General features: G+C 71.8%; 21 protein-coding genes. 3 read left to right on the top strand and 18 right to left on the bottom strand.

The features are described 5' to 3' along the window. Nucleotides 1-7: 7 nt before the first annotated feature. The 13 genes from ACFYR0_RS01220 to ACFYR0_RS01160 all read right to left on the bottom strand — a co-directional run bounded on the left by ACFYR0_RS01220 (nt 8) and on the right by ACFYR0_RS01160 (nt 10,540). The gene (locus tag ACFYR0_RS01220; RefSeq protein ID WP_389320319.1) at nt 8-589 is read right to left on the bottom strand and encodes a hypothetical protein; all 582 of its coding nucleotides are present in this window, start codon (nt 587-589) and stop codon (nt 8-10) included. A gap of 37 nt (nt 590-626) precedes the next feature. Next, nucleotides 627-1,223, bottom strand: coding sequence for a pilus assembly protein TadG-related protein (locus tag ACFYR0_RS01215; protein WP_389321095.1), 597 nt, complete (start codon nt 1,221-1,223; stop codon nt 627-629). After that, a complete protein-coding gene (locus ACFYR0_RS01210) occupies nt 1,220-1,408 on the bottom strand; it encodes a Flp family type IVb pilin (protein ID WP_389320317.1) in 189 nt (62 codons plus the stop codon). The genes ACFYR0_RS01215 and ACFYR0_RS01210 overlap by 4 nt, the downstream gene beginning before the upstream one ends. A gap of 69 nt (nt 1,409-1,477) precedes the next feature. Continuing rightward, complete coding sequence (locus ACFYR0_RS01205; protein ID WP_389320314.1) at nt 1,478-2,242, bottom strand: response regulator; 765 nt, start codon at nt 2,240-2,242, stop codon at nt 1,478-1,480. After that, nucleotides 2,239-3,516: a sensor histidine kinase gene (locus ACFYR0_RS01200; protein ID WP_389321092.1), complete on the bottom strand. Its 1,278-nt coding sequence runs from the start codon at nt 3,514-3,516 to the stop codon at nt 2,239-2,241. The genes ACFYR0_RS01205 and ACFYR0_RS01200 overlap by 4 nt, the downstream gene beginning before the upstream one ends. A gap of 47 nt (nt 3,517-3,563) precedes the next feature. Beyond that, complete coding sequence (locus ACFYR0_RS01195) at nt 3,564-4,451, bottom strand: DUF5936 domain-containing protein (RefSeq protein ID WP_389320311.1); 888 nt, start codon at nt 4,449-4,451, stop codon at nt 3,564-3,566. Between the two features lie 10 nt (nt 4,452-4,461). Beyond that, nucleotides 4,462-5,409: a type II secretion system F family protein gene (locus ACFYR0_RS01190; protein ID WP_389320308.1), complete on the bottom strand. Its 948-nt coding sequence runs from the start codon at nt 5,407-5,409 to the stop codon at nt 4,462-4,464. 9 nt (nt 5,410-5,418) lie between these two features. Continuing rightward, nucleotides 5,419-6,756, bottom strand: a complete 1,338-nt coding sequence (locus ACFYR0_RS01185) for a CpaF family protein (RefSeq protein ID WP_389320305.1) — start codon at nt 6,754-6,756, stop codon at nt 5,419-5,421. After that, nucleotides 6,753-7,094 (bottom strand): TadE/TadG family type IV pilus assembly protein, encoded by a 342-nt coding sequence (locus tag ACFYR0_RS01180; protein WP_389320302.1) that lies wholly within the window; start codon nt 7,092-7,094, stop codon nt 6,753-6,755. The genes ACFYR0_RS01185 and ACFYR0_RS01180 overlap by 4 nt, the downstream gene beginning before the upstream one ends. Nucleotides 7,095-7,314: 220 nt before the next feature. After that, entirely contained in the window at nt 7,315-7,698 is a 384-nt protein-coding gene (locus ACFYR0_RS01175; RefSeq protein ID WP_389320299.1) for a TadE family protein, read from the bottom strand. Continuing rightward, on the bottom strand, nt 7,695-8,930 hold the full coding sequence (locus tag ACFYR0_RS01170; protein WP_389320296.1) for a CpaE family protein: 1,236 nt from the start codon (nt 8,928-8,930) through the stop codon (nt 7,695-7,697). Before ACFYR0_RS01170 ends, ACFYR0_RS01175 begins: the two co-directional genes overlap by 4 nt. A 10-nt stretch (nt 8,931-8,940) precedes the next feature. After that, on the bottom strand, nt 8,941-9,648 hold the full coding sequence (cpaB, locus tag ACFYR0_RS01165) for a Flp pilus assembly protein CpaB (protein ID WP_389320293.1): 708 nt from the start codon (nt 9,646-9,648) through the stop codon (nt 8,941-8,943). A gap of 49 nt (nt 9,649-9,697) precedes the next feature. Further along, complete coding sequence (locus ACFYR0_RS01160) at nt 9,698-10,540, bottom strand: hypothetical protein (RefSeq protein ID WP_389320290.1); 843 nt, start codon at nt 10,538-10,540, stop codon at nt 9,698-9,700. Between the two features lie 490 nt (nt 10,541-11,030). On the opposite strand from ACFYR0_RS01160, the gene ACFYR0_RS01155 reads away from it, so the two are divergent. Beyond that, on the top strand, nt 11,031-12,743 hold the full coding sequence (locus tag ACFYR0_RS01155; RefSeq protein WP_389320287.1) for a chitinase: 1,713 nt from the start codon (nt 11,031-11,033) through the stop codon (nt 12,741-12,743). Nucleotides 12,744-12,786: 43 nt separating this feature from the next. Here the strand turns inward: ACFYR0_RS01155 and ACFYR0_RS01150 are convergent, their stop codons facing one another. Continuing rightward, nucleotides 12,787-13,026 carry a hypothetical protein gene (locus ACFYR0_RS01150; protein ID WP_389320285.1) on the bottom strand — a complete coding sequence of 80 codons (240 nt, stop codon included), beginning with the start codon at nt 13,024-13,026 and terminating at the stop codon, nt 12,787-12,789. Between the two features lie 659 nt (nt 13,027-13,685). Here ACFYR0_RS01150 and ACFYR0_RS01145 point away from each other — a divergent pair. Continuing rightward, on the top strand, nt 13,686-15,041 hold the full coding sequence (locus tag ACFYR0_RS01145; RefSeq protein ID WP_389320282.1) for a M14 family metallopeptidase: 1,356 nt from the start codon (nt 13,686-13,688) through the stop codon (nt 15,039-15,041). A 6-nt stretch (nt 15,042-15,047) separates the two neighbouring features. On the opposite strand, the gene ACFYR0_RS01140 is transcribed toward ACFYR0_RS01145, so the two are convergent. From ACFYR0_RS01140 to ACFYR0_RS01125, 4 genes are all read right to left on the bottom strand, one after another. Continuing rightward, nucleotides 15,048-15,578, bottom strand: coding sequence for a hypothetical protein (locus ACFYR0_RS01140; protein ID WP_389320279.1), 531 nt, complete (start codon nt 15,576-15,578; stop codon nt 15,048-15,050). A gap of 115 nt (nt 15,579-15,693) precedes the next feature. After that, a complete protein-coding gene (locus ACFYR0_RS01135) occupies nt 15,694-16,104 on the bottom strand; it encodes a RidA family protein (RefSeq protein WP_389320276.1) in 411 nt (136 codons plus the stop codon). Then, nucleotides 16,104-16,865, bottom strand: a complete 762-nt coding sequence (locus ACFYR0_RS01130) for an IclR family transcriptional regulator (RefSeq protein WP_389320273.1) — start codon at nt 16,863-16,865, stop codon at nt 16,104-16,106. Before ACFYR0_RS01130 ends, ACFYR0_RS01135 begins: the two co-directional genes overlap by 1 nt. Then, complete coding sequence (locus ACFYR0_RS01125; RefSeq protein ID WP_389321089.1) at nt 16,862-18,022, bottom strand: sugar kinase; 1,161 nt, start codon at nt 18,020-18,022, stop codon at nt 16,862-16,864. The genes ACFYR0_RS01130 and ACFYR0_RS01125 overlap by 4 nt, the downstream gene beginning before the upstream one ends. Nucleotides 18,023-18,143: 121 nt before the next feature. On the opposite strand from ACFYR0_RS01125, the gene ACFYR0_RS01120 reads away from it, so the two are divergent. Then, the gene (locus ACFYR0_RS01120; RefSeq protein ID WP_389320270.1) at nt 18,144-19,409 is read left to right on the top strand and encodes an amino acid deaminase; all 1,266 of its coding nucleotides are present in this window, start codon (nt 18,144-18,146) and stop codon (nt 19,407-19,409) included. The last annotated feature ends 11 nt before the right edge of the window (nt 19,410-19,420 follow it).

Genomic DNA, 19,420 nt, shown 5'->3' with positions numbered 1-19,420 from the left:
GGAGGGCTCACCCGGTGATCTGGATGGGAGCGGCGGCGAACATGGGCAGTTGGAAGGTAACCTCTGACGCTTCGGCGGGTGGCGCAGGGAACTGCATGAACACCGGGACGGTCTCTCCCGACTTCACCGTCGAAACGCCCGTTGTGGTCAACGGGCGGCCATCGGTGTCGCGCAGCACGTAGTACCGCTTCTTGCCCTGTGCATCGACCAATGTGGCACCGCCGAACGACCGGCCGTGGCGCAGCACCTCCGTCTCGTCCCCACTCAGCTGGGCGGGAATCGTGAGCGACTTGTCACTGTCGTTCTTCAGTTCACCGCCCACCGTGACAAAGCCGCCTGAGTCTCGCTGTGCGGAGGTGATCTGGAGCTGAAGACCGTTGGGCCCCTTCAGCTCAGCAAGAGGTACCTCCGACTCCCCTTCCTGCGTACTCGCCTGGGACCGTGCGTCACGAGAAGGAGAAGCCGACGTTTCTGGCTTCTTGTCGTCGCCGCCTCCACCCCCGCAGCCGACCAGGCCAACGGCAAGTCCGGCTGCAACGGTCAACGCGACCATCCCCCTGTGGGCCTTAGCCGTGAACCGAACGCTCATGACTCCGCTTCCTTCTCCCTCACTCGTCGCTCGCATATCAGTCAGCCAGATGGACGTCGAAAAGGTCCTCGGGTTTCGGAAGGTCGACCAAATCTTCCGGGTCGAGCTCCCAGACCTCGCCGTCGTCGCACCGCAGGCTTGGCAGCACGTCGTCGTCGGCGCCCGCACCGAGAGGGTCGAAGTCGCAGCGCGGTTCGATCACGGCGGTGGCGGTCTCCGTCGACTTCTTCCCTTCCGTGCCCGGCACGATGGACTCCCCGACAGGCTTGTTGGTCCTCGCCTCCACGTGAACTCGCAGTGGAGAGTCCCAATTGCAGGTCGCCTCCGCGTCATTCATCGCGGCCAGCTCGTACGCACGTCCACACGCGTCTACGACTGGCGCGTTGCCGTCAAAGATGTCCTGCCACTCATCGGGATCGAGAACGACCTCTATCCACGCGTCGGTGAGCTGGTCCCGTGCTTCCTGTGCCGCCGCCAGTGCGGCCGCGTCGGCCGCAGTCTGGGCACCGTTCCGGTTCGCCGCCGCCTGACCGACCGCGAGGTACGCGAACGCAAGAAAGAGCAGGCCCGCCACCACCACGATGTAGATGGGGAAGGCCTGCCCGACGTCGCCGAACCTGCTGAAGCGCGTCAGCCGCCAACGACCTCGTTGATCTTGTCCGTGATCGCGTTGTAGATGGTTTGCCCGATGTCCGTCCCCGTGATCGCCAACACGATCGCCACCACCACCGCGATGATCCCCAGGTACTCCACCGCGGTCTGACCCTTGTCGTTGCGCATGGCGCTGCCCTCTCGCCGCACTGGAAACTCTGTCGTCATCGCTAGCAGTACCCCGGGAGCGGGGTGGGGAAGAGGGTCCGTGGGCCCAACCGGGGGCCCAAGGTCCGGTCATGAGGGGCCTCCCGGACAACCAGGCGCGGTTCCCAGCCACTTGGCGGCGGCTTCTCCGCGGGTGGTGCTGTGGAGTTTGGCGAAGATGCGGTTGATGTGGTTCTTGACCGTCTTCTCGGAGATGAAGCAGGCGGCGGCGATCTGGTGATTGGTCATGCCGGAGGCGATGAGGTTCATGATCTCGGCCTCCCTGGCGCTGAGTCGGTAGCCCGATCGGTCGGGGCCTGACGAAGTCGACTGTCTCACAGTCGCTTGCAGTTGCGAAAGGTTTTCGGGTTTTCGATCGCCTTTGGAGAAAGGGATTTGACTGGTGTTCATTGCAGTCGCACCTCCTTGCAACTGCGCCAGCACCACCGCCCCGGCGCTCGGGGTGAAGTGGGGCCGGCCGCGTCTCACGTCCCGTACGGCCGTCACCAGCTCGTCGGTCGTGAACTCGCCGTGGACCAGGTAGCCGACGGCACCGCGCCGCAGGGCCTCCTGGACCGTCTCGGACTCGCGGCTGTAGGTCAGCATCAGCACCGGGGCGAGCCGGACCAGGTGCGGCAGGGCCGAGAGGCCGTCCAGGCCGGGCATGCGGACATCGAGGAGGACCACGTCGGGGGCGTGCCGGGCGGCCGCCTCGCAGGCCTCGCGGCCGTCCGCGGCCTGGGCCACCACCGTGATGTCCTCCCGGGCGGAGAGCAGCGCGGCGAGGCCCGCGCGGACGACCGGGTTGTCGTCGGCCACGACGACCCGCAGATGTCCTGCGTGTTCGGCGTTCACCCCGGCTCCCTCCCCGACGGCAGCGGCATCCGCAGACGTACCTCCGTGCCCCGGTCCCCCTCGCCCGGCCCGATGTGCAGGTGCGCGCCGAGGAAGTCCGCGCGCTCGGTCATGCCCAGCAGACCGAAGTGGCCGGAGCGGCGGAGATTCTCGAGGGTCGTCCCGGGCGGGAGTCCGGTGCCGTCGTCGTCCACCGTGAGCGTGAGGAGGCCGTCGGCGGCGGTCAGGCGGACCCGGACGCGGGTCGCCGCCGCGTGCCGGTCCGCGTTGTCCAGCGCCTCGCCGACGATCGCCAGGAGGTGGCGGGCCTGCACCCGGGGCAGCTTGGGAAGCGGGCGGCCGGCCCCCGTGCGCGCCTCGTACGTCGTCCTCGGCCGCGGGCCCGGCGCGAAGTGCGCGACGCGGGCGGCGAGTTCCGCGTCGAGGTCCACGGCCGCCGCGCCCTCCTCGCCCGAGGCGCGTCTCAGGTCGGAGAGCAGCTCGCGCGACTCGGCCGCCGCCCGCCGGGCCGAGCGGGCGATCAGGTCCGCCTGCGCCCTCAGGGCCGCCGGGTCCGGGGCGGGCGCGGCGGCCGAGCGGGCGAGGGCCTCGGCGGCCAGGGCCACCCCGCACAGCGTCTTCGCCACCGAGTCGTGCAGATCCCGGGCCAGCGCGGCGCGTTCGGAGTTCACCGCCTCCGAGACCGCGAGCCGCGACCGTACCGCCGTGAGGGCCTCGGTCGCCTCGCCGAAGCGCAGGAGCAGGTTGCGCAGGGTCGAGCCGACGGCCCCGGTGATGACGCACAGGCCGGGCAGCAGCAGCGACTCGGCGAGGTCCTCGCCGGGGCCCAGCGTGGCGTGGACCAGGAGCAGGATCAGCCCCTGGAGGGAGGCGAAGAAGGCCGCGCCCCGCCAGCCGTAGACGATGCCGGCCAGCAGGGGCGTGCAGACGCTGACGTACGCCAGGGTCGTGTCCGGGCCCGCGGAGATCAGCAGCAGCGCGCCGAAGAGGGTGTCGGCCGCCAGCAGGCTCGGGTGGGCGAGCAGCAGCGGGCCGAAGCGCTCCCAGTCGCGGAAGAGGACGTAGGAGCCCATGAAGGTGACCACCACGGCCGCGCCGACCAGGCGTACGCCGAGGCCCGGGCCCGCGCCCAGCAGGGCCGCCGGGGCCGCGACGGCGATCATCGCGAGGCGGAAGCCGAACACCTGGCGGCACATCGCCTGCACGGCGTTGACCTGGAGGGGCAGGGCCGCCGAGTCGGCCGCCACGGAGGCGGTCCCCCGGCGTCTGAGCAGCCCGGCGTTCCCGCGGGCCGTCGTCGCGATCGTCGCCACGGTTCCCCCTACCGGCCCGTGACCGAGCCGAAGTCGGTGCCGGAGCCCAGGAGCAGACCCGCTCCCAGGAGCAGCATCGTGGCCGGCACCATGAACGTGGTGATCATCATGGTGGCCTTGGGGACCGCGCGGGCGGCCTTGCGGCGGGCGTTCTGGGCGTCCGTGCGGCGCATGTCCTTCGCGAGGGCGACCAGGGTGTCGACGATCGGCGCGCCCAGTTCCTCGCCCTGCTGCAACGCCGTCACGAACATGGCCACCTGCTCGCTGTCGTTGCGGCGGCGCAGTTCCGCGAACGCCTGGCGGCGGCTCATGCCGAGGTCCATCTGGCGCAGTGTGATGCGGATCTCGTCGGCCCAGGGGCCCTCGTAGCGGGAGGCCACCCGGTCCAGCGCCTGGCGGAAGCCGAGGCCCGCGCCCACCACGACCGCGAGGACGTCCAGGAAGTCCGGCAGGGTGCGCTCGATGACGTCCCTGCGCACCCGTATCGCCGACCAGATGCCGACCTCGGTCCACAGCGCGCCGAAGGCGAGCAGGAGCAGGGCGACCAGGTAGTCGCCGCGCAGCAGGAACACCAGCGTCCCCACCCCGCCCAGGGCGCCGTAGACCGCGCGGCGGGCGGCGTAGCGGTCGATGGTCAGACCGCCGGGGTTGCCCGCGAGGTCGATCTTGCGGCGGTACCTGGCGACCTGCCGCGGGCCCATCAGGCGCAGTACGGCGGGGGCGTAGCGCATGCCCATGCGGTCGATGAGGGAGTCGACGGCGCCGGTGCGGGTGGCGCCGACCTCCAGGGCGAGGGCGAGGTCGCCGGGCAGTTTCGCGTCCGCCCGGTACATCCGGATCCCGGCGAAGGCGCCCCAGACGCTGAGACCCGTCAGCAGGGCGAGCAGCAAGGCCATGGCAACCTCCTCAGACGTCGATGCGGGACAGGCGGCGGATGAGGAAGAAGCCGACGGCGTACAGCCCGAACGCGATGATCACGCAGGCCTGGCCGACCGGGGAGCCGGTCATCCGGTCCAGTGCGCCGTCCTTCACGCCGTTCATCAGGAACAGCGAGCCGACGCCCATGACCGGTACGGCGTAGGAGGTCATGCTCACCTGGGAGAGCTGGGTGCGGATCTCGCGGCGGGTCTCCTTGCGCTCCTCCAGCGTCTCGGTGAGGTTGCGCAGGGCGCCGACCACCTGGCCGCCGGCCCGGTTGGAGAGCACCAGGGTCGTGACGAGGACTACCAGTTCGCGGGAGGGCAGGCGGTCCGCGAGCTCACCGAGGGCGTCGTCCATCGAGGCGCCCATCGCCAAGTGGCTGGCCACCTTGGTCAGTTCCTCGCCGGCCGGTGCCTCCAGCTCCTCCGCCGCCATGCCGATGGCGGTGCGCAGGGCGAGACCGGCCTGGGTGGCGTTGGCCAGGATGCGGGCCAGTTCGGGCAGTTGGTTGATGAACCGCTCGATGCGTTTCTGCCGCTGCCAGTTGAGGAACTGCCAGGCCGCCCAGACGCCGAGGAGTCCGGCGATCGGGCCGAAGAACGGGGCGAGGACCGCCTGTCCGACCAGCCAGAGACCGGCGACCGTGAACAGCATGGCGGCGAAGAACTCGCCCGGTGTGACATCGAGGCCGGTGGAGACCAGGCGCAGTTCCAGGGAGCGGCCCGGGCGGGTGCGGCGCAGCCTGCGGTCCAGGCCCGGGAAGTAGCGCCTTCGGCCGGTGGCCGCGCCGTGGCCGCTCTCGATCGCCAGCCGCTCCACCAGCGCCTGCCGCTGGGCGCGGCCCGTGGCGTACGCGTGCACGCCGAGGACGGACAGCACGCAGGCCAGCAGGGTGAGGCCGGTGGTGAGCTGGACTAGGGTGCTCAGTTCCATGGGGTGGTCCTACCTGGCCTCTCGGGTGGCGAGCTGTTCGTCGTGCCGGGCGACGCCGTAGGCCTGCGGGACGGGCTGGCTCGCCATGTAGAGGCGGTCGGCGGTGCGGCGCGGCAGCGGGAAGTACCGGAAGGCGCCGTGGACCCGGCCGTCGGGGGTCATCGGCTGTGCCTCGAAGCGCGCCACCGTGGCGAGGCGGTACGGCTCCCCGCCGGCGCTGTCCAGGATCGCGATCTCGGTGATGCGCCGGGCGCCGTCCGCGAACCGGGTCAGCTGGACCAGGACGTCCACCGCGCTGTTGATCTGGTCGTGCAGGGCGACGAACGGGATCTCCACGTCGGACATCGAGGCCAGGGTCTGGAGGCGGGTGAGGGCGTCCTCGGCGCTGTTGGCGTGGACGGTGGCGAGCGAGCCGTCGTGGCCGGTGGACATGGCCTGGAGCATGTCCAGGGACTCCCCGCCGCGGACCTCGCCGACGACGATCCGGTCGGGGCGCATCCGCAGGGAGTTGCGGACCAGGTCGCGGATGGTGACGTGGCCCTTGCCCTCGACGTTCGGCGGGCGGGACTCCAGGCGGATCACATGGGACTGCTGGAGCTGGAGTTCGGCGGAGTCCTCGATGGTGATGATGCGTTCGCCGCCGGGGATCAGGCCGGACAGGGCGTTGAGCATGGTCGTCTTGCCGGTGCCGGTCGCGCCGGACACGATGATGTTGAACTTCGCCTGCACCAGGCCCGCGAGCAGGTACAGCATGTGTTCGTCGAGCGAGCCGAAGCCGATCAGCTCCTGGAGGGTGAAGGAGCGCGGGAAGCGGCGGATGGTGAGGATCGGGCCGGTCAGCGAGAGGGGCGGGATGATCACGTTGACCCGCTCGCCCGAGGGCAGCCGGGCGTCGACCATCGGGTTGGACTCGTCGACCCGGCGGTTGACCGTCGAGACGATCCGCTCGATCGTCTGCATCAGCTGGTCGGCGGAGGCGAACCGCATCGGCAGCTGCTCGACCCTGCCGCCGCGTTCCACGAAGATCGCGTCCGGGCCGTTCACCATGATCTCGGTGACCGAGGCGTCCTCGAGGAGCGGTTCGAGGATGCCGAGGCCCAGGGCCTCGTCGACGACCCGGCGGATCAGCTGCGAGCGCTCGACGGTCGACAGCACCGGGCCCTCGCGGCTGATGATGTGCCCGAGCACTCGCTCCAGGCGGGCCCGGCGCTCGGCGGCCGCGAGCGAGCTCATCTCGGCGAGGTCGATCTCCTCCAGCAGCTTGGCGCGGTAGGAGGCGACCAGATGACCGTCCTCGCCCCGGCTGCCTTTCTCCTCCGGGGAGTTGATGCGTGCGCGCAGGCTCATGGCTGACCGGACTCCTCGTCGGTGTGGTCGAGGGGCATGGTGGCGGTCTTGGTCGCGTCCCCGAAGTCCCAGCCGGGGACGAACCGGGGTATCCGCACGACGGCCGTGACCGTCACCTCGTCGCCGCCGGAGGAGGCCCCCGAGCAGTCGACGTCGATCCAGTCGCTGACCGCCTGCGCACAGCCCTCCTGCGCGCTCTCCCCCAGTGACGCGCTGCGCGCTCCCGCCCGCGCCGCCGTACCCGCCTGCTGGCCGGCGTAGGCGATGAGCCCGATCTGGACCCCCGCCATGGCGACGAGGATCAGGACGGGGAGGAACCCCAGGTACTCGATGGCCACCTGACCGCGGTCGCGGCGCCCGGAGCCACGGGGGCCGTGAGGGCCGTGGGAGGAGCCCTGGGACCCCCAGGGTCCCTGGGAGCCGTGTGACCCCTGGGAGCCGTGGGACCCGTCGGACCCAGGCGAGTCGTAGGACCCGCCGGACCCGCCGGACCCGTGGGAGCCATGGGAATCGCGGGAGCCATGGGCTCCCTGGGAGCCATGGGAGTCGTACGTCATGTCAGTCCGTCTCCTCCTCCACCGCGCCCGCGTGGCCCTCCACCTCGAAGAACGGGAAGGCCCCGACGCCCGGGAACAGCACGGGCACCTGAAGCGTGACGTCGGCCGTGACGTAGCCGGTCCCTCCGCATTCGACCCCGCCCGACCAGGCGTCCGGCAGCTTCTCCAGGCCGGCCGCCTCGCATACGCCCTGCCGCTCCCCCGCCGGCACGGCGGTCCCCGCGCGCACGGCCTCGTCGGCCGCGTTGCCCGCGAGCGTGAACGTGTAACCGACCAGCACGAACTGCCACATCAGCACGAGCGTGATCAGTATCGTCGGCGTCATCCCGAGGAACTCGACCGTGACCTGCCCCGAGTCCCGCCGCGAGGGGCCGGGCCACCTCATCCCGCACCGTCCTTGCGCCGCCGCTCGCCCCGCAGCCGGCCGTGCCGCTGGGCCCCGGCCTGCGCCTTGACCAGGCCCAGTTCGCCGGCGAGGGCCCACAGGGACTGGCGGACCTGGCCCTTGGGGTCGAGCTCGTGGACGCGGCCGGCGTCGACCGCGGACTGGAGTTCCCTGAAGTGGGCGGGGATCGCGGTGGCCGCGAGGGCCGTGCCGGTGATCTTCCGGATCAGGGACGGCTGGATCTCGGCGCTGCGGCTGTGGCGGTTGACGACGACCGTCGTCTCCTCCGCCTTGCGGATCTGGAGCCGGTCCCACATGCGGACCGCGCGTTTGGCGCCGCGTACGGCGATCACGTCCGGCGTGGTGACCAGCAGGGCCGTGTCGGCCATCTCGACGACGGCCGCGCCCGCCCCGCCCAGCTGGGCGCCGCAGTCGACCACGACGATCTCGTAGCGGGAGCGCAGGGCGCTGACGATCTGTCGGGCGGCGCGGTCGGTGACCTCCTCGCCGCGTTCGCCCTCGGCGGGGGCGAGGAGCAGGGCGATGCCGGACTCGTGGCGGAAGACGGCGTCGGCGAGGACGCGCGGGGAGATGTCGGTGATGCCGGCGAGGTCGACGACGGAGCGGCGGAACTGGACGTCCACGTAGGAGGCGACGTCACCGGTCTGGAGGTCCAGGTCGACCAGGGCGGTGGAGCGGCCGGAGGCCTGGGCGGCGAGGGCGAGCTGGATGGCGGTGAGGGTGGTGCCGACACCGCCCTTGGCGCCGCTGACGGTGACGACGGTGCCGCCGACGCCGGTGAACACCTCGGCGCCGTGGCCGAGATGGCGGCGTACGCCCACGGACCAGGCGGCCACGGCCTGGACGCGGCTGGCGAGTTCCTCGTACGACAGCGGCAGCGCGACCAGGCCTCGGGCGCCGGAGTCCATGGCGGCGGAGAACAGGCCCGGGCTCGCGTCGGTGGTGACGAGGATGACGCCGACGGCCGGGAAGCGCAGGGCGACCTCGCGGACCAGCTCCAGGGCGGGCACGGGTCCGATGCGCTCGTGGACGACGACGACCTCGGGCAGTTCGTCGACGGACTCGGCGGCGAGGCGGGCCAGGGTGTCGACGAGCTGGGTGGAGTCGACGACGGGGGCCACCGGTTCGGCGTCGGGGAGCTGGCTGAGCAGCGTCGTGATGGACCGGACCGCGTCCGCGTCGCCGACGGCCGGGAGGATCCTCGTGGGCATACCGGGCCTCTCACTTGTCCTGGGCGAGTTCGTAGGTGCGGTCCTTGTCGGGTACGGCGGTGTCGGTGCCGGGAGCGACGAGGGCGAGGCGGACGCGCTGGGCGAAGGACTCGGCGTAGGTGAGGCGCTGGGCGTCGAGGGTGGAGAGGGCGAAGGTGATGGGCACGGCCTCGGTGGTGCGGCGGGAGCGCTCGCTCGCGCCGGGTTCGAGGGGGGTGAGCTCGCCGACGTCCAGGACCCGGGCGTTGGTGACGATGATCTTCGACTGGTCGGGGTCGGTGTCGCGCCTGCCCTCGAAGGTGGCGTAGACGTTGACCTTGGAGCCCGGGGTGATCTTGCCGGCCACACCGGTCGCCGCGTCGATCATGATGGCCACCTCCTGCTCCCCCGGGGCCAGTTCGGGCTGGTCGACGATCATGTCGTCCTGGAGCAGGCTGCCCTTCTTCAGGGTCGTCACCGCGATCTTGCCCCGGATGCGGGAGAGGTCGGTGACCGCGTTCGAGGACAGCCAGCGCTCGGGCATGCTGATCTCGCGGAACTGGGCCGCGGTCAGGGCCGTGTAGGGCTGCACGTCGCTCTTGAGCTCGTACGCCGTGACCTCGGGGCCGACCTTGGACTTCACGTCGTTGACGACGGAGAGCACCCCGCCGAAGGCGCCCAGGGCACCGAGGACCGACAGGAGCAGGAGTATCACGCCGCGGCGCTGACGGGAGTTCATGAACCGTGCAACCTCTATGGGGGTGGGTTGGTGGGCGGGGTGCGGTGGGTCAGCCGGTGAGCATGCGGCTCTCCGAGGCGGGCGGGGTGGCGGAGCAGAACACACAGCGGTCGCCGATGACGTCCAGGCCGCACCAGTGGCACACGCTCTGCCGGACCGAGGTCACCAGCTGGTAGAGGACGGACAGGTCGGGCAGGAAGCTGCAGAACTCGGTCAGCCGGCCGGTCCCCCACCAGCCGGGCGACTCGGCGGGCAGCGGCGCCTCGCGCAGGCCCTGGGCGTTCCAGGCCGGGGCGAGCGTGCCGGTGACCCAGTCGGACTGGAGCTGGCCCTTGGCCACCAGCATCCAGGTGCCGAACTCCGGCCCGGCGAGGGTGGCTTCGGGACCGACGCGGACGAGCTGGGGCTCGGGGTGGGCGACCACGGCGAACTGGCTGCCCGGCACCCAGGACTTGGCGTGCGCCTTGAGGGTGACCGGGACGCGGTCCAGCCTGGCCACCGAGCCCAGCACGGCCCCGGCGTGGATGTAGTGGGTGAGCAGCCGCCCGGCGGAGGCGAGCACGCCGGGGCCGAGGTCGCAGGAGGCCAGCTGGCGCAGCTGCCGGGCGAGGACGGCGATGCCCAGGGGCGGCAGGTCCGGGCGGAACAGGGCGATCCGGTCGCTCTCCAGCAGGGAGCGGACCGTGCGCAGCCGCCGTTCGACGGCGGGCGGGACGGCGGGCGAGAACACGACGACCAGATGTCCGTGCTGCTCGACCAGCAGGGACAGCCGGGCGACCGCCTGGTCCAGCGGCTCGCGGTCGATGTCCGCGAGGACGGTCGCGGGCAGGGTTCGCTCGTCCAGCGGCGGCAGCGCCAGGTCGGCACTGGTCACGGCGACGGCAGTTGACACGCGCAGCTCCCCGAATCCCCGCCGGTCGGCGCCGCCGGGCGTTACTCCGGTGCACCGAGATGACTTCATTGCGTGACTACCTCGGCACTTTACCCACGCCCCTGACACCGGAGAACAGCGTTTGGTGAGCTCCTGGGGAACTACTGGCGCACAACTCGCGCCAAAACGGGTCAGGTTGCGCACAGAGCCCTTCAATTCCGGTGCCCGCGGGGTGGGTGCGGGCGTCGCGGGGGGCCGGCTCAAGCAGGGAGCGGCGGGCATCGCCGGGGGTCGGCCCACACAGGGAGCCGCGGACGCCGCGCGGGACCCGGCCCACGCAGGGAGCCGCGGGCGTCGCGCGGGCCCCGGCCCACGCAGGGAGCGCTCTCAACTGCCGCTCAGAAAACGGAGTTGGTCTGGACCTCTTGACAACTCCAATTGGTCTGGACCAACTTGGACGTCCAACGGTGGCCACCGTCCTCCCCGTCCCTCTCCCCCACCGGAGGCCCCAGTGGACCGCGCACAGCCCTCGCCGCCCGGCCGCAGACGACGCACGAGCCTGTGGGCGGGCGTCGTCACGGCCGCACTCGGCCTGTCCCTCGTCACCGCCGGCCAGGCGTCCGCCGCCGACGTCAACAACGCGAAGAACGCCGGGTTCGAGTCGGGCCTGGCCAACTGGACGTGCAGCGCGAACAGCGGCAGCACCACCGGCTCGCCCGTGCACGGCGGCACGGCCGCGCTGAAGGCGACCCCGGCCGGGCAGGACAACGCCCGCTGCACCCAGACCGTCGCCGTCAAGCCGAACTCGACGTACACCCTCAGCGCATGGGTGCAGGGCGGCTACACCTACCTCGGCGCCACCGGCACCGGCACCACCGACGTGTCGACCTGGACGCCGGACTCGTCGTCCTGGAAGCAGCTGTCGACGACCTTCAGCACGGGCGCCTCCACCACGTCCGTCACGGTCTATCTGCACGGCTGGTACGGCCAGGCCGCCTACCTCGCCGACGACGTCTCGGTGTTCGGCCCCGACGGCGGCGGGGGCACCGACCCCGGCCCGACGGTTCCGGGCGCCCCGGCGGGCCTCGCGGTCTCCGGCACGACCTCGACGTCGGTGTCGCTGGCCTGGAACACCGTCTCCGGCGCGACCGGCTACAGCGTCTACCGCGACGGCACCAAGATCACCGCGGTCACCGGCACCTCCGCGACCGTGACCGGGCTCTCCGCGTCCACCAGCTACTCCTTCCAGGTCACCGCGACCAACTCGGCCGGCGAGTCGCCGAAGTCGGCGGCCGTGACCGCCGTGACCGGGCCGACGGACCCGGGCGGCGGCGGCAACCTGCCCAAGCACGCGGTGACCGGCTACTGGCAGAACTTCAACAACGGCGCGACCGTCCAGAAGATCTCCGACGTGCCGAACCAGTACGACATCATCGCCGTCGCCTTCGCCGACGCCACCGCCACACCCGGCGCCGTCACCTTCAACCTCGACTCGGCCGGCCTCGGCGGCTACACCGTCGACCAGTTCAAGGCCGACATCCGCGCCAAGCGCAACGCGGGCAAGAAGGTGATCATCTCCATCGGCGGCGAGCTCGGCACGGTCCGGGTCAACGACTCCGCCTCGGCGACGAACTTCGCCAACTCCGTCTACTCCCTGATGCAGACGTACGGCTTCGACGGCGTCGACATCGACCTGGAGAACGGCCTGAACGCCACCTACATGACGCAGGCGCTGCGCTCCCTGTCGGCGAAGGCGGGCCCGTCGCTGATCCTCACGATGGCCCCGCAGACGATCGACATGCAGTCGACGTCCAACTCGTACTTCCAGACGGCGCTGAACGTGAAGGACATCCTCACGGTCGTCAACATGCAGTACTACAACAGCGGTTCGATGCTCGGCTGCGACGGCAAGGTGTACTCGCAGGGCTCGGTGGACTTCCTCACCGCCCTCGCCTGCATCCAGCTGGAGGGCGGCCTGGCCCCGTCCCAGGTCGGCCTCGGCGTGCCGGCCTCGACCCGGGGCGCGGGCAGCGGCTATGTCTCGCCGTCGATCGTGAACAACGCGCTGGACTGCCTCGCCAAGGGCACCAACTGCGGCTCCTTCAAGCCGTCGCGCACCTACCCGGCCCTGCGCGGCGCGATGACCTGGTCCACCAACTGGGACGCCACGGCGGGCAACGCCTGGTCGAACGCGGTGGGCCCGCACGTGCACGCGCTGCCGTGACGGCGGTGGAGCGCTGAGCGCCAGCCGTGGCCGGAGTCCGGGCTCAGAAGAACTCCGGCCACGGCTGGTCCCTGACCTGTTTCACGCACAGCACCGGGAACAGCGGCCCGGCCGGCGCCGGCATGGTGTTGCTCAGCGGCCCGTCGCACCACTGGCTCGGCGCACGGGCGGAGTCGAGCAGCCACAGCAGCGGTCCGATGTGGCGCCGACCGGCCCGGCGGGGCGCGGGGTTCGGTTCGGGTGAGACGCCTGATGGCGGGGAGTGTCCCGCGGTGTCCGCCATGTGCGCCGAGTAGGCGCAGTCCACGGGCGGGCGGCAAAGGGGGCCTGCCGGGATCTCCACCCGATGCGCGCGGAAGTCGCCCCCGTGACGAGGAGCCGGGTGATGCCGGGCGCTCCTGGTGGTCCCGCTCCGCCTCCGGCGCTCCCGCCCGGCCCCGGCGGCCGCGCCCCCCACCCGGACCTCGGACCCCGGCGGGCGGGTTCGGCCGGGGTCCGGGCCCTCCGGGGACGGACACGTACGGGTCCCCGGACTCGCGTGCCACGGCTGTCGCCGACCGCAGCCGTGGCACGCGCACAGGGCCGGGTTCCGTCCCCGGCACGGAAATCGACGCGCCGGGGCCGCCACTCTGACGCGGGCGGCGCGTTTCCGCACGCCCGCTTCACACCTCCGGGTGGACTTCGCCGCAGCACCCGCCCCGAACAGCCCCCGCGCGTACACTGCCCGGCCGATTTCCGCCTGGTCCGGGCCACGGAACACGACGGCCCTATTGACCTGCTCATGCCACGCCCGCACCATGAGCGCCACACCCGCACCCGGACCCGGCCCACAGGGACCCCACAGTCACCGGCAGGGTCCGCGCACGTCGCACGGAAGAACCACCCCCCGCTCCACTCCCCGTTCCGGAGACCCCGGAACTCCCGGAGAACCAAGGAGATTTCATGCGACTTCGCATCCGCGGCTCGGGCGCCCGCGGCACCCGCAGGACGGCCGCCCTGGCCGCCGTCCTCGCGCTCGCGCTCGCCGCACCCGTCTCGGCCGAGCTGACCGGCGACAGCGCCAGCGCGGACAGCGCGGCGAGGCCGGTCCGCGCGGCCGACGACATCCGGCAGTACGAGGTCCACGTCCACAACAGCACCGCCGCCGAGCGCACGGCCGTCATGGCGGCCGGTGTGACCGTGGACCAGGCCGACGAGGAGGGCCTGGTCGTCTCCGGCCGCGCCGACCAGATCCGCGCCCTGCGCGCCAGGGGCTACGAGGTCAGCGCGCTGGCCGACCCGGCGGCCCGGATCGCCGAGGACGAGATCCGGCTCTTCGACTTCCCGTCCGCCGACTCGCGCTATCACAACTACGCCGAGATGAGCACGGAGATCGACCAGCGCATCGCCGCCTACCCGGGCATCATGAGCAAGCGCGTGATCGGCAGGTCCTACCAGGGCCGCGACCTCGTCGCCATCAAGATCAGCGACAACGTGGCGTCCGACGAGGCCGAGCCCGAGGTGCTGTTCACCCACCACCAGCACGCCCGCGAGCACCTCACGGTGGAGATGGCGCTGTACCTGCTGCGCGAACTCGGCGCGGGCTACGGCACCGACTCACGCGTCACGAACATGGTCAACAGCCGCGAGATCTGGATCCTGCCCGACCTCAACCCCGACGGCGGCGAGTACGACATCGCCACCGGCTCCTACCGCTCCTGGCGCAAGAACCGGCAGCCCAACTCCGGTTCCTCGTACGTCGGTACGGACCTCAACCGCAACTGGAACTACCGCTGGGGCTGCTGCGGCGGATCCTCCGGCTCCAAGTCCTCCGACACCTACCGGGGTACGGCTCCCGAGTCGGCGCCCGAGGTGAAGGTCGTCTCCGACTTCGTGCGCAGCCGGGTGGTGGGCGGCGTCCAGCAGATCAAGGCGGGCATCGACTTCCACACGTACAGCGAGCTGGTGCTCTGGCCGTTCGGGTACACGTACTCCGACACGACGACCGGCATGACCGCCGACGACCGCAACGCCTTCGCCGCGGTCGGCCAGAAGATGGCGTCGAGCAACGGCTACACGCCGGAGCAGTCCAGCGACCTGTACATCACGGACGGGTCGATCGACGACTACCTGTGGGGCGTGCACAAGATCTTCGGGTACACCTTCGAGATGTACCCGTCCAGTGGCGGCGGTGGGTTCTACCCGCCCGACGAGGTCATCGAGCGGGAGACCTCCCGCAACCGCGACGCGGTCCTGCAGCTCCTGGAGAACGCGGACTGCATGTACCGCTCCATCGGCAAGCAGTCGCAGTACTGCTGAAGCCCTCTACTCCTCGAAGTAGGCGTCGAGCACGGCGTCCAGTTCCGTCTCCCAGTCCCTGTGCTGGGAACGGGACCCGGCCTCGATCTCGATGGGGTACCAGCGGCGGTCGGGGGTGTGGACCGTCACGGTGAACCGCTTGCCGAACCGAGGCGACTCGGACTCGATCGCACCGACCTCGTCCCAGCGGAACTCGCACTCCTGGTCGTCCAGGGCGAGCCGGACACCGGAGGAGTCGGCGACGATCCGCGCGCGCCGGTCGGCGGCCTCGAACACGGGGCCGTCGGCGGGCGCCTCCCCGGACTCCGCCGCGTCCCTCACGTCCTCGGCGTCCGGCGAGCCGGTGGCCTCGGACGACCCGGACGGCTCCGACGCCGTCTCCGCGTCGTCGCCGTTGTCCTCCGCCGCCGCGACGGCCTCGTCCTCGGGCCCGGTCTCCTCCGTGTCCTTGGACAGGGGAACCGTGATCCCGGGGATGTGCGCCGGGTTCACTCCGGCGTCCAGGGGCTGACTGCTCGAACCTATGCGCTGCTCCACAGCGCAGCAGTATGGTCGAAGATCCTGTGTCGGGGACAGCCAGCCCCGGCTTCGTTATACGACGATGTCCAACTCCGCCTCGGGTCCCGCCCCCCAGCCCGGCTCCGGGCCCGCCTCAGCCGAGGACGGCGAGGGCGTCGATCTCGATCAGCAGCCCGGCGGGGAGGCCGACGTAGACCGTCGTGCGGGCGGCGGGCGGGGCGGTCAGGTTCTCCGCCTCGAAGTAGGCGTCGTAGATCTCGTTCATCTCCGCGAAGTGGTCCACGTCCGTGAGGTAGACCCGGATCATCACCACGTCGTCCCAGCCGGAGCCGCCCTCCTCGAGGATCGCCTTGACGTTGGCGAGCGTCTGGAGCGTCTGCTCGCGCAGGGTGGGCCCGGCGGGCGTCGGCGGGCGCCCCTCGACGGCCGGCAGGAAGCCGACCTGACCGGCGACCTGGAGGATGCCGCCCTTGCGCACTCCGTGGGAGAACCTCGCGGGCGGGGTCGTGTGGGTCTTCGGGGTGAGCGCGGTCTTCTCGGTCATCACATGACTTCCTTGGCTGGGGTCCTGCCGGAGTACTCGCCGCTGACGGCGTCCGCGGTACGGCGCACCAGCGGGAGCAGGGTGAGGAGTCCGTCGGCGCTGACGACGACGTTGGGCGCGGACACCGACATCGCGGCGACGACCCTGCCGTCCGCTCCCCTGACGGGCGCGGCGACACAGTTGATGGACTCCTCGTGGCCGCCGAGGTCGGTGGCCCAGCCCTGTTCGCGCACCTGCGTCAGCTCCCGGAGGTAGGCCTCCGGGTTCGGTGTCGAACGGGCCGTGTACAGGGGGTAGTCGAGCTTCTCCGCGACCGCCCGGCGCTGCCCCTCCGGCAGGTCGGCGAGGAGCAGCTTGGCGACCGCCGCGACGGTGATCGCGACGGGCTTGCCGATCCGCGAGTACATGCGCACCGGGTAGCGGCTCTCGACCTTGTCGATGTAGAGCACCTCGTTCTCCTCGTACACCGCGAGGTGGACGGTGTGTCCGCACTCCTCGTTGAGGCGGACCAGGTGGGGGTGCGCGATCTCGCGGACGTCGAGGTTCTCCATGGCCTCCTGGGCGAGCGCGAACAGCCGGGCGCCGAGGCGGTAGCGCTGGTCGGACTGGCGGTAGACCAGCCCGTGCTCGTGCAGGGTGCGCAGCAGGCGCAGCGCGGTGCTCTTGTGCACGCCCAGCCGCTCGGCCACCTGGCCCAGGTCGGCGGGCCCCTCGGCCAGCAGCGGCAGGATGCTCAGCGCCCGGTCGACGGTCTGGCTCATGGTGCGGGTACCTCCTCGACGACCTCACCGGCTCGCGTCCAGCCGGGACCGAGTCGAAGTCTCCCCCACGCCTCGTCGTCCAGCGCGACCAGCCGCTCGGCGTGGCCCCGGGAAGGCGGCGGCGCGAGGTCCCCGTCCACGGTCAGCGCGACGGCGGCCCACAGATGCCCGTGCCGCAGCCGCTCCCGCGCGGACAGGCCCCGCAGGGTGCCCGAGAGAAACCCGGCGGCGAAGGCGTCCCCGGCTCCTACGGCGGCGGCGACCCGGACCTTCGGGGCGGCGACGTGGTGCACTGCCACGAGGGGCGGGGGCGCGACCCCCTCAAGGGGCGCGGGGCCGTCCTCGGCATGCGGCGTCCGCCGCGTGGGCGCGACGAGCCCACGACGACCCGCACCCGGAAGCGCGCGGCCACCACCCCGCTCATAGGCCGTCGCCCCCGAAGCCCCTCGCTTGACCACCACGAGCCCCGGCCCGGCCAGGGCCTCCAGCAAGACCCCGTCGTCGCGAAGCCCCCAGGCGTCACACGCCTCGTCCGCCCCCACGAACACCACATCCGCCGCCCGCGCCAGCTCCAGCAGCACCCGCGCCTCACCGCGGTCCCCCCACAGCCCCGGACGGAAGTTGACGTCGAAGGAGATCAGCGGCCGCCCGGCCCGCGGAGCGACCAGCTCCCTCATCAGCTCCAGGCAGCCCCGCGACACCGCGGCGGTGATCCCCGACAGATGCAGCACCCGGCACGCCCTCACCACGTCCAGGTCGACGTTCGTCACGGACATCGCGGACGCCGCGGACCCGGCCCGGTAGTACGCCACCTCATGGCCGCGGGACCCCCGCTCGCCGGCCGTACGGAAGTACACGCCGGTGGGCCGCCCGGCGTCCCGCGCAACGGCGGACACGTCGACGCCGTGCGCCCCGACCGCCTCCACCAGGTGGTCCCCGAACCCGTCCGCGCCCACCCGGCTGACCCACCGCACCGAGTGACCGCCGCGGGCCAGCGCACAGGCCACGTTCGACTCCGCGCCCCCGATGCCCCGCTCGAAGGACGGGACGTCGGCGAGCCGCCCCGGGCGGCTGGGCAGGAACGTGACCATGGACTCGCCGAGGGCGACGACGTCCACGGTCTCGGGGCCCGCTCCGGTGACAGTCACGATGGTCAGATGCTCCTTCGGGCCGCGCGGACCGCTCCGTTGACCCCGCGTCGGCCGAGATGTTAGACAGCGGTAGCGGTGTACGCAACGGTCGTTGCAGATGACGCAACGACCCTGATGGGGAGGTTCCATGAGCACCGAGTCGCTGGCCCGGCTGGACGCGGAGACGGTCGACCACCGTTTCAAGGGCCTCCCGCCGGACGCCGACGGGCTCACCGTCGGCGAGCTCGCCGCCCAGCGCCGCAACCTCTTCACCGGCGGCTTCGCCACTCCCGTGCTCGCGCTCTCGGCGGAGCGCCTGGAGCACAACCTGCGGCTGATGGAGACGTACGCCGAACGCCACGGTCTCGCCTTCGCCCCGCACGGCAAGACGACCATGGCGCCCCAGCTGTTCCAGCGGCAGATCGAGCACGGGGCGTGGGGCATCACGCTCGCCGTGCCGCACCAGGTGCGCGTGGCCCGCGCCTTCGGTGTCCGGCGGGTCTTCCTCGGCAACGAGCTGGTGGACCGGGCCGCCCTGAAGTGGGTCGCCGCCGAACTAGCCGCCGACCCGGACTTCCGGCTCGTCTGCTACGTCGACTCCGTACGCGGCGTGGAGCTGATGGACACGGCGCTGGACGGCTGCGCACGCCCCGTGGACGTCGTCGTGGAGCTGGCGGCCGGCGAGGGCGCGCGCACGGGCGTACGCACGGAGACGGAGTGCGCGCGGGTCGCCGAGGCCGTCGCCCGCACACGCACCCTGCGGCTGGTCGGCGTCGCGGGCTACGAGGGCGAGGTGCCGCAGGCGACGCCGGAGCGCGTGCACGCCTGGCTGCGCCGGCTGGTGGCGCTGGCCGTGGACCTGGACAAGGCCGGGCTGTTCGCCGGCACGGACGAGATCGTGGTCAGCGCGGGCGGCAGCGCCTGGTTCGACGCGGTGGCGGACGTGTTCGCGGAGATCCCCGAACTGTCGCGGCCCGTACTGAAGCTGCTGCGCTCGGGCGCGTACGTCTCGCACGACGACGGCCACTACCGCAGGATCACCCCGTTCAACCGGATCCCCGAAGAGGGCGCCCTGGAGCCCGCCTTCCGGCTCTGGGCCCAGGTCGTCTCCCGGCCCACGCCCGAGCAGGCCTTCGTCAACGCGGGCAAGCGGGACGCGGCGTACGACATCGACCTGCCGGTCGCGCAGGTCGTCCGCCGTGACGGTGTGGAGCGCCCGGCCACCGGCATCGAGGTGACCGCCCTGTCCGACCAGCACGCGTGGCTGCGCACGAGCGGCGAGGCGGACCTGGAGATCGGCGACTGGCTGGGCATGGGCCTGTCCCACCCGTGCACGTCGTTCGACAAGTGGCCGCTGATCCCGGTGGCGCAGGCGGACGGCACGGTCGTGGAATTGATCCATACGTTCTTCTAGACGGGAGCGGT

It is taken from the genome of Streptomyces sp. NPDC005017, from assembly GCF_042873115.1.
Lineage (GTDB): Bacteria > Actinomycetota > Actinomycetes > Streptomycetales > Streptomycetaceae > Streptomyces.
Note: the sequence above shows the minus strand (reverse complement) of the source record. Positions and strands in the feature narration are given on the sequence as shown.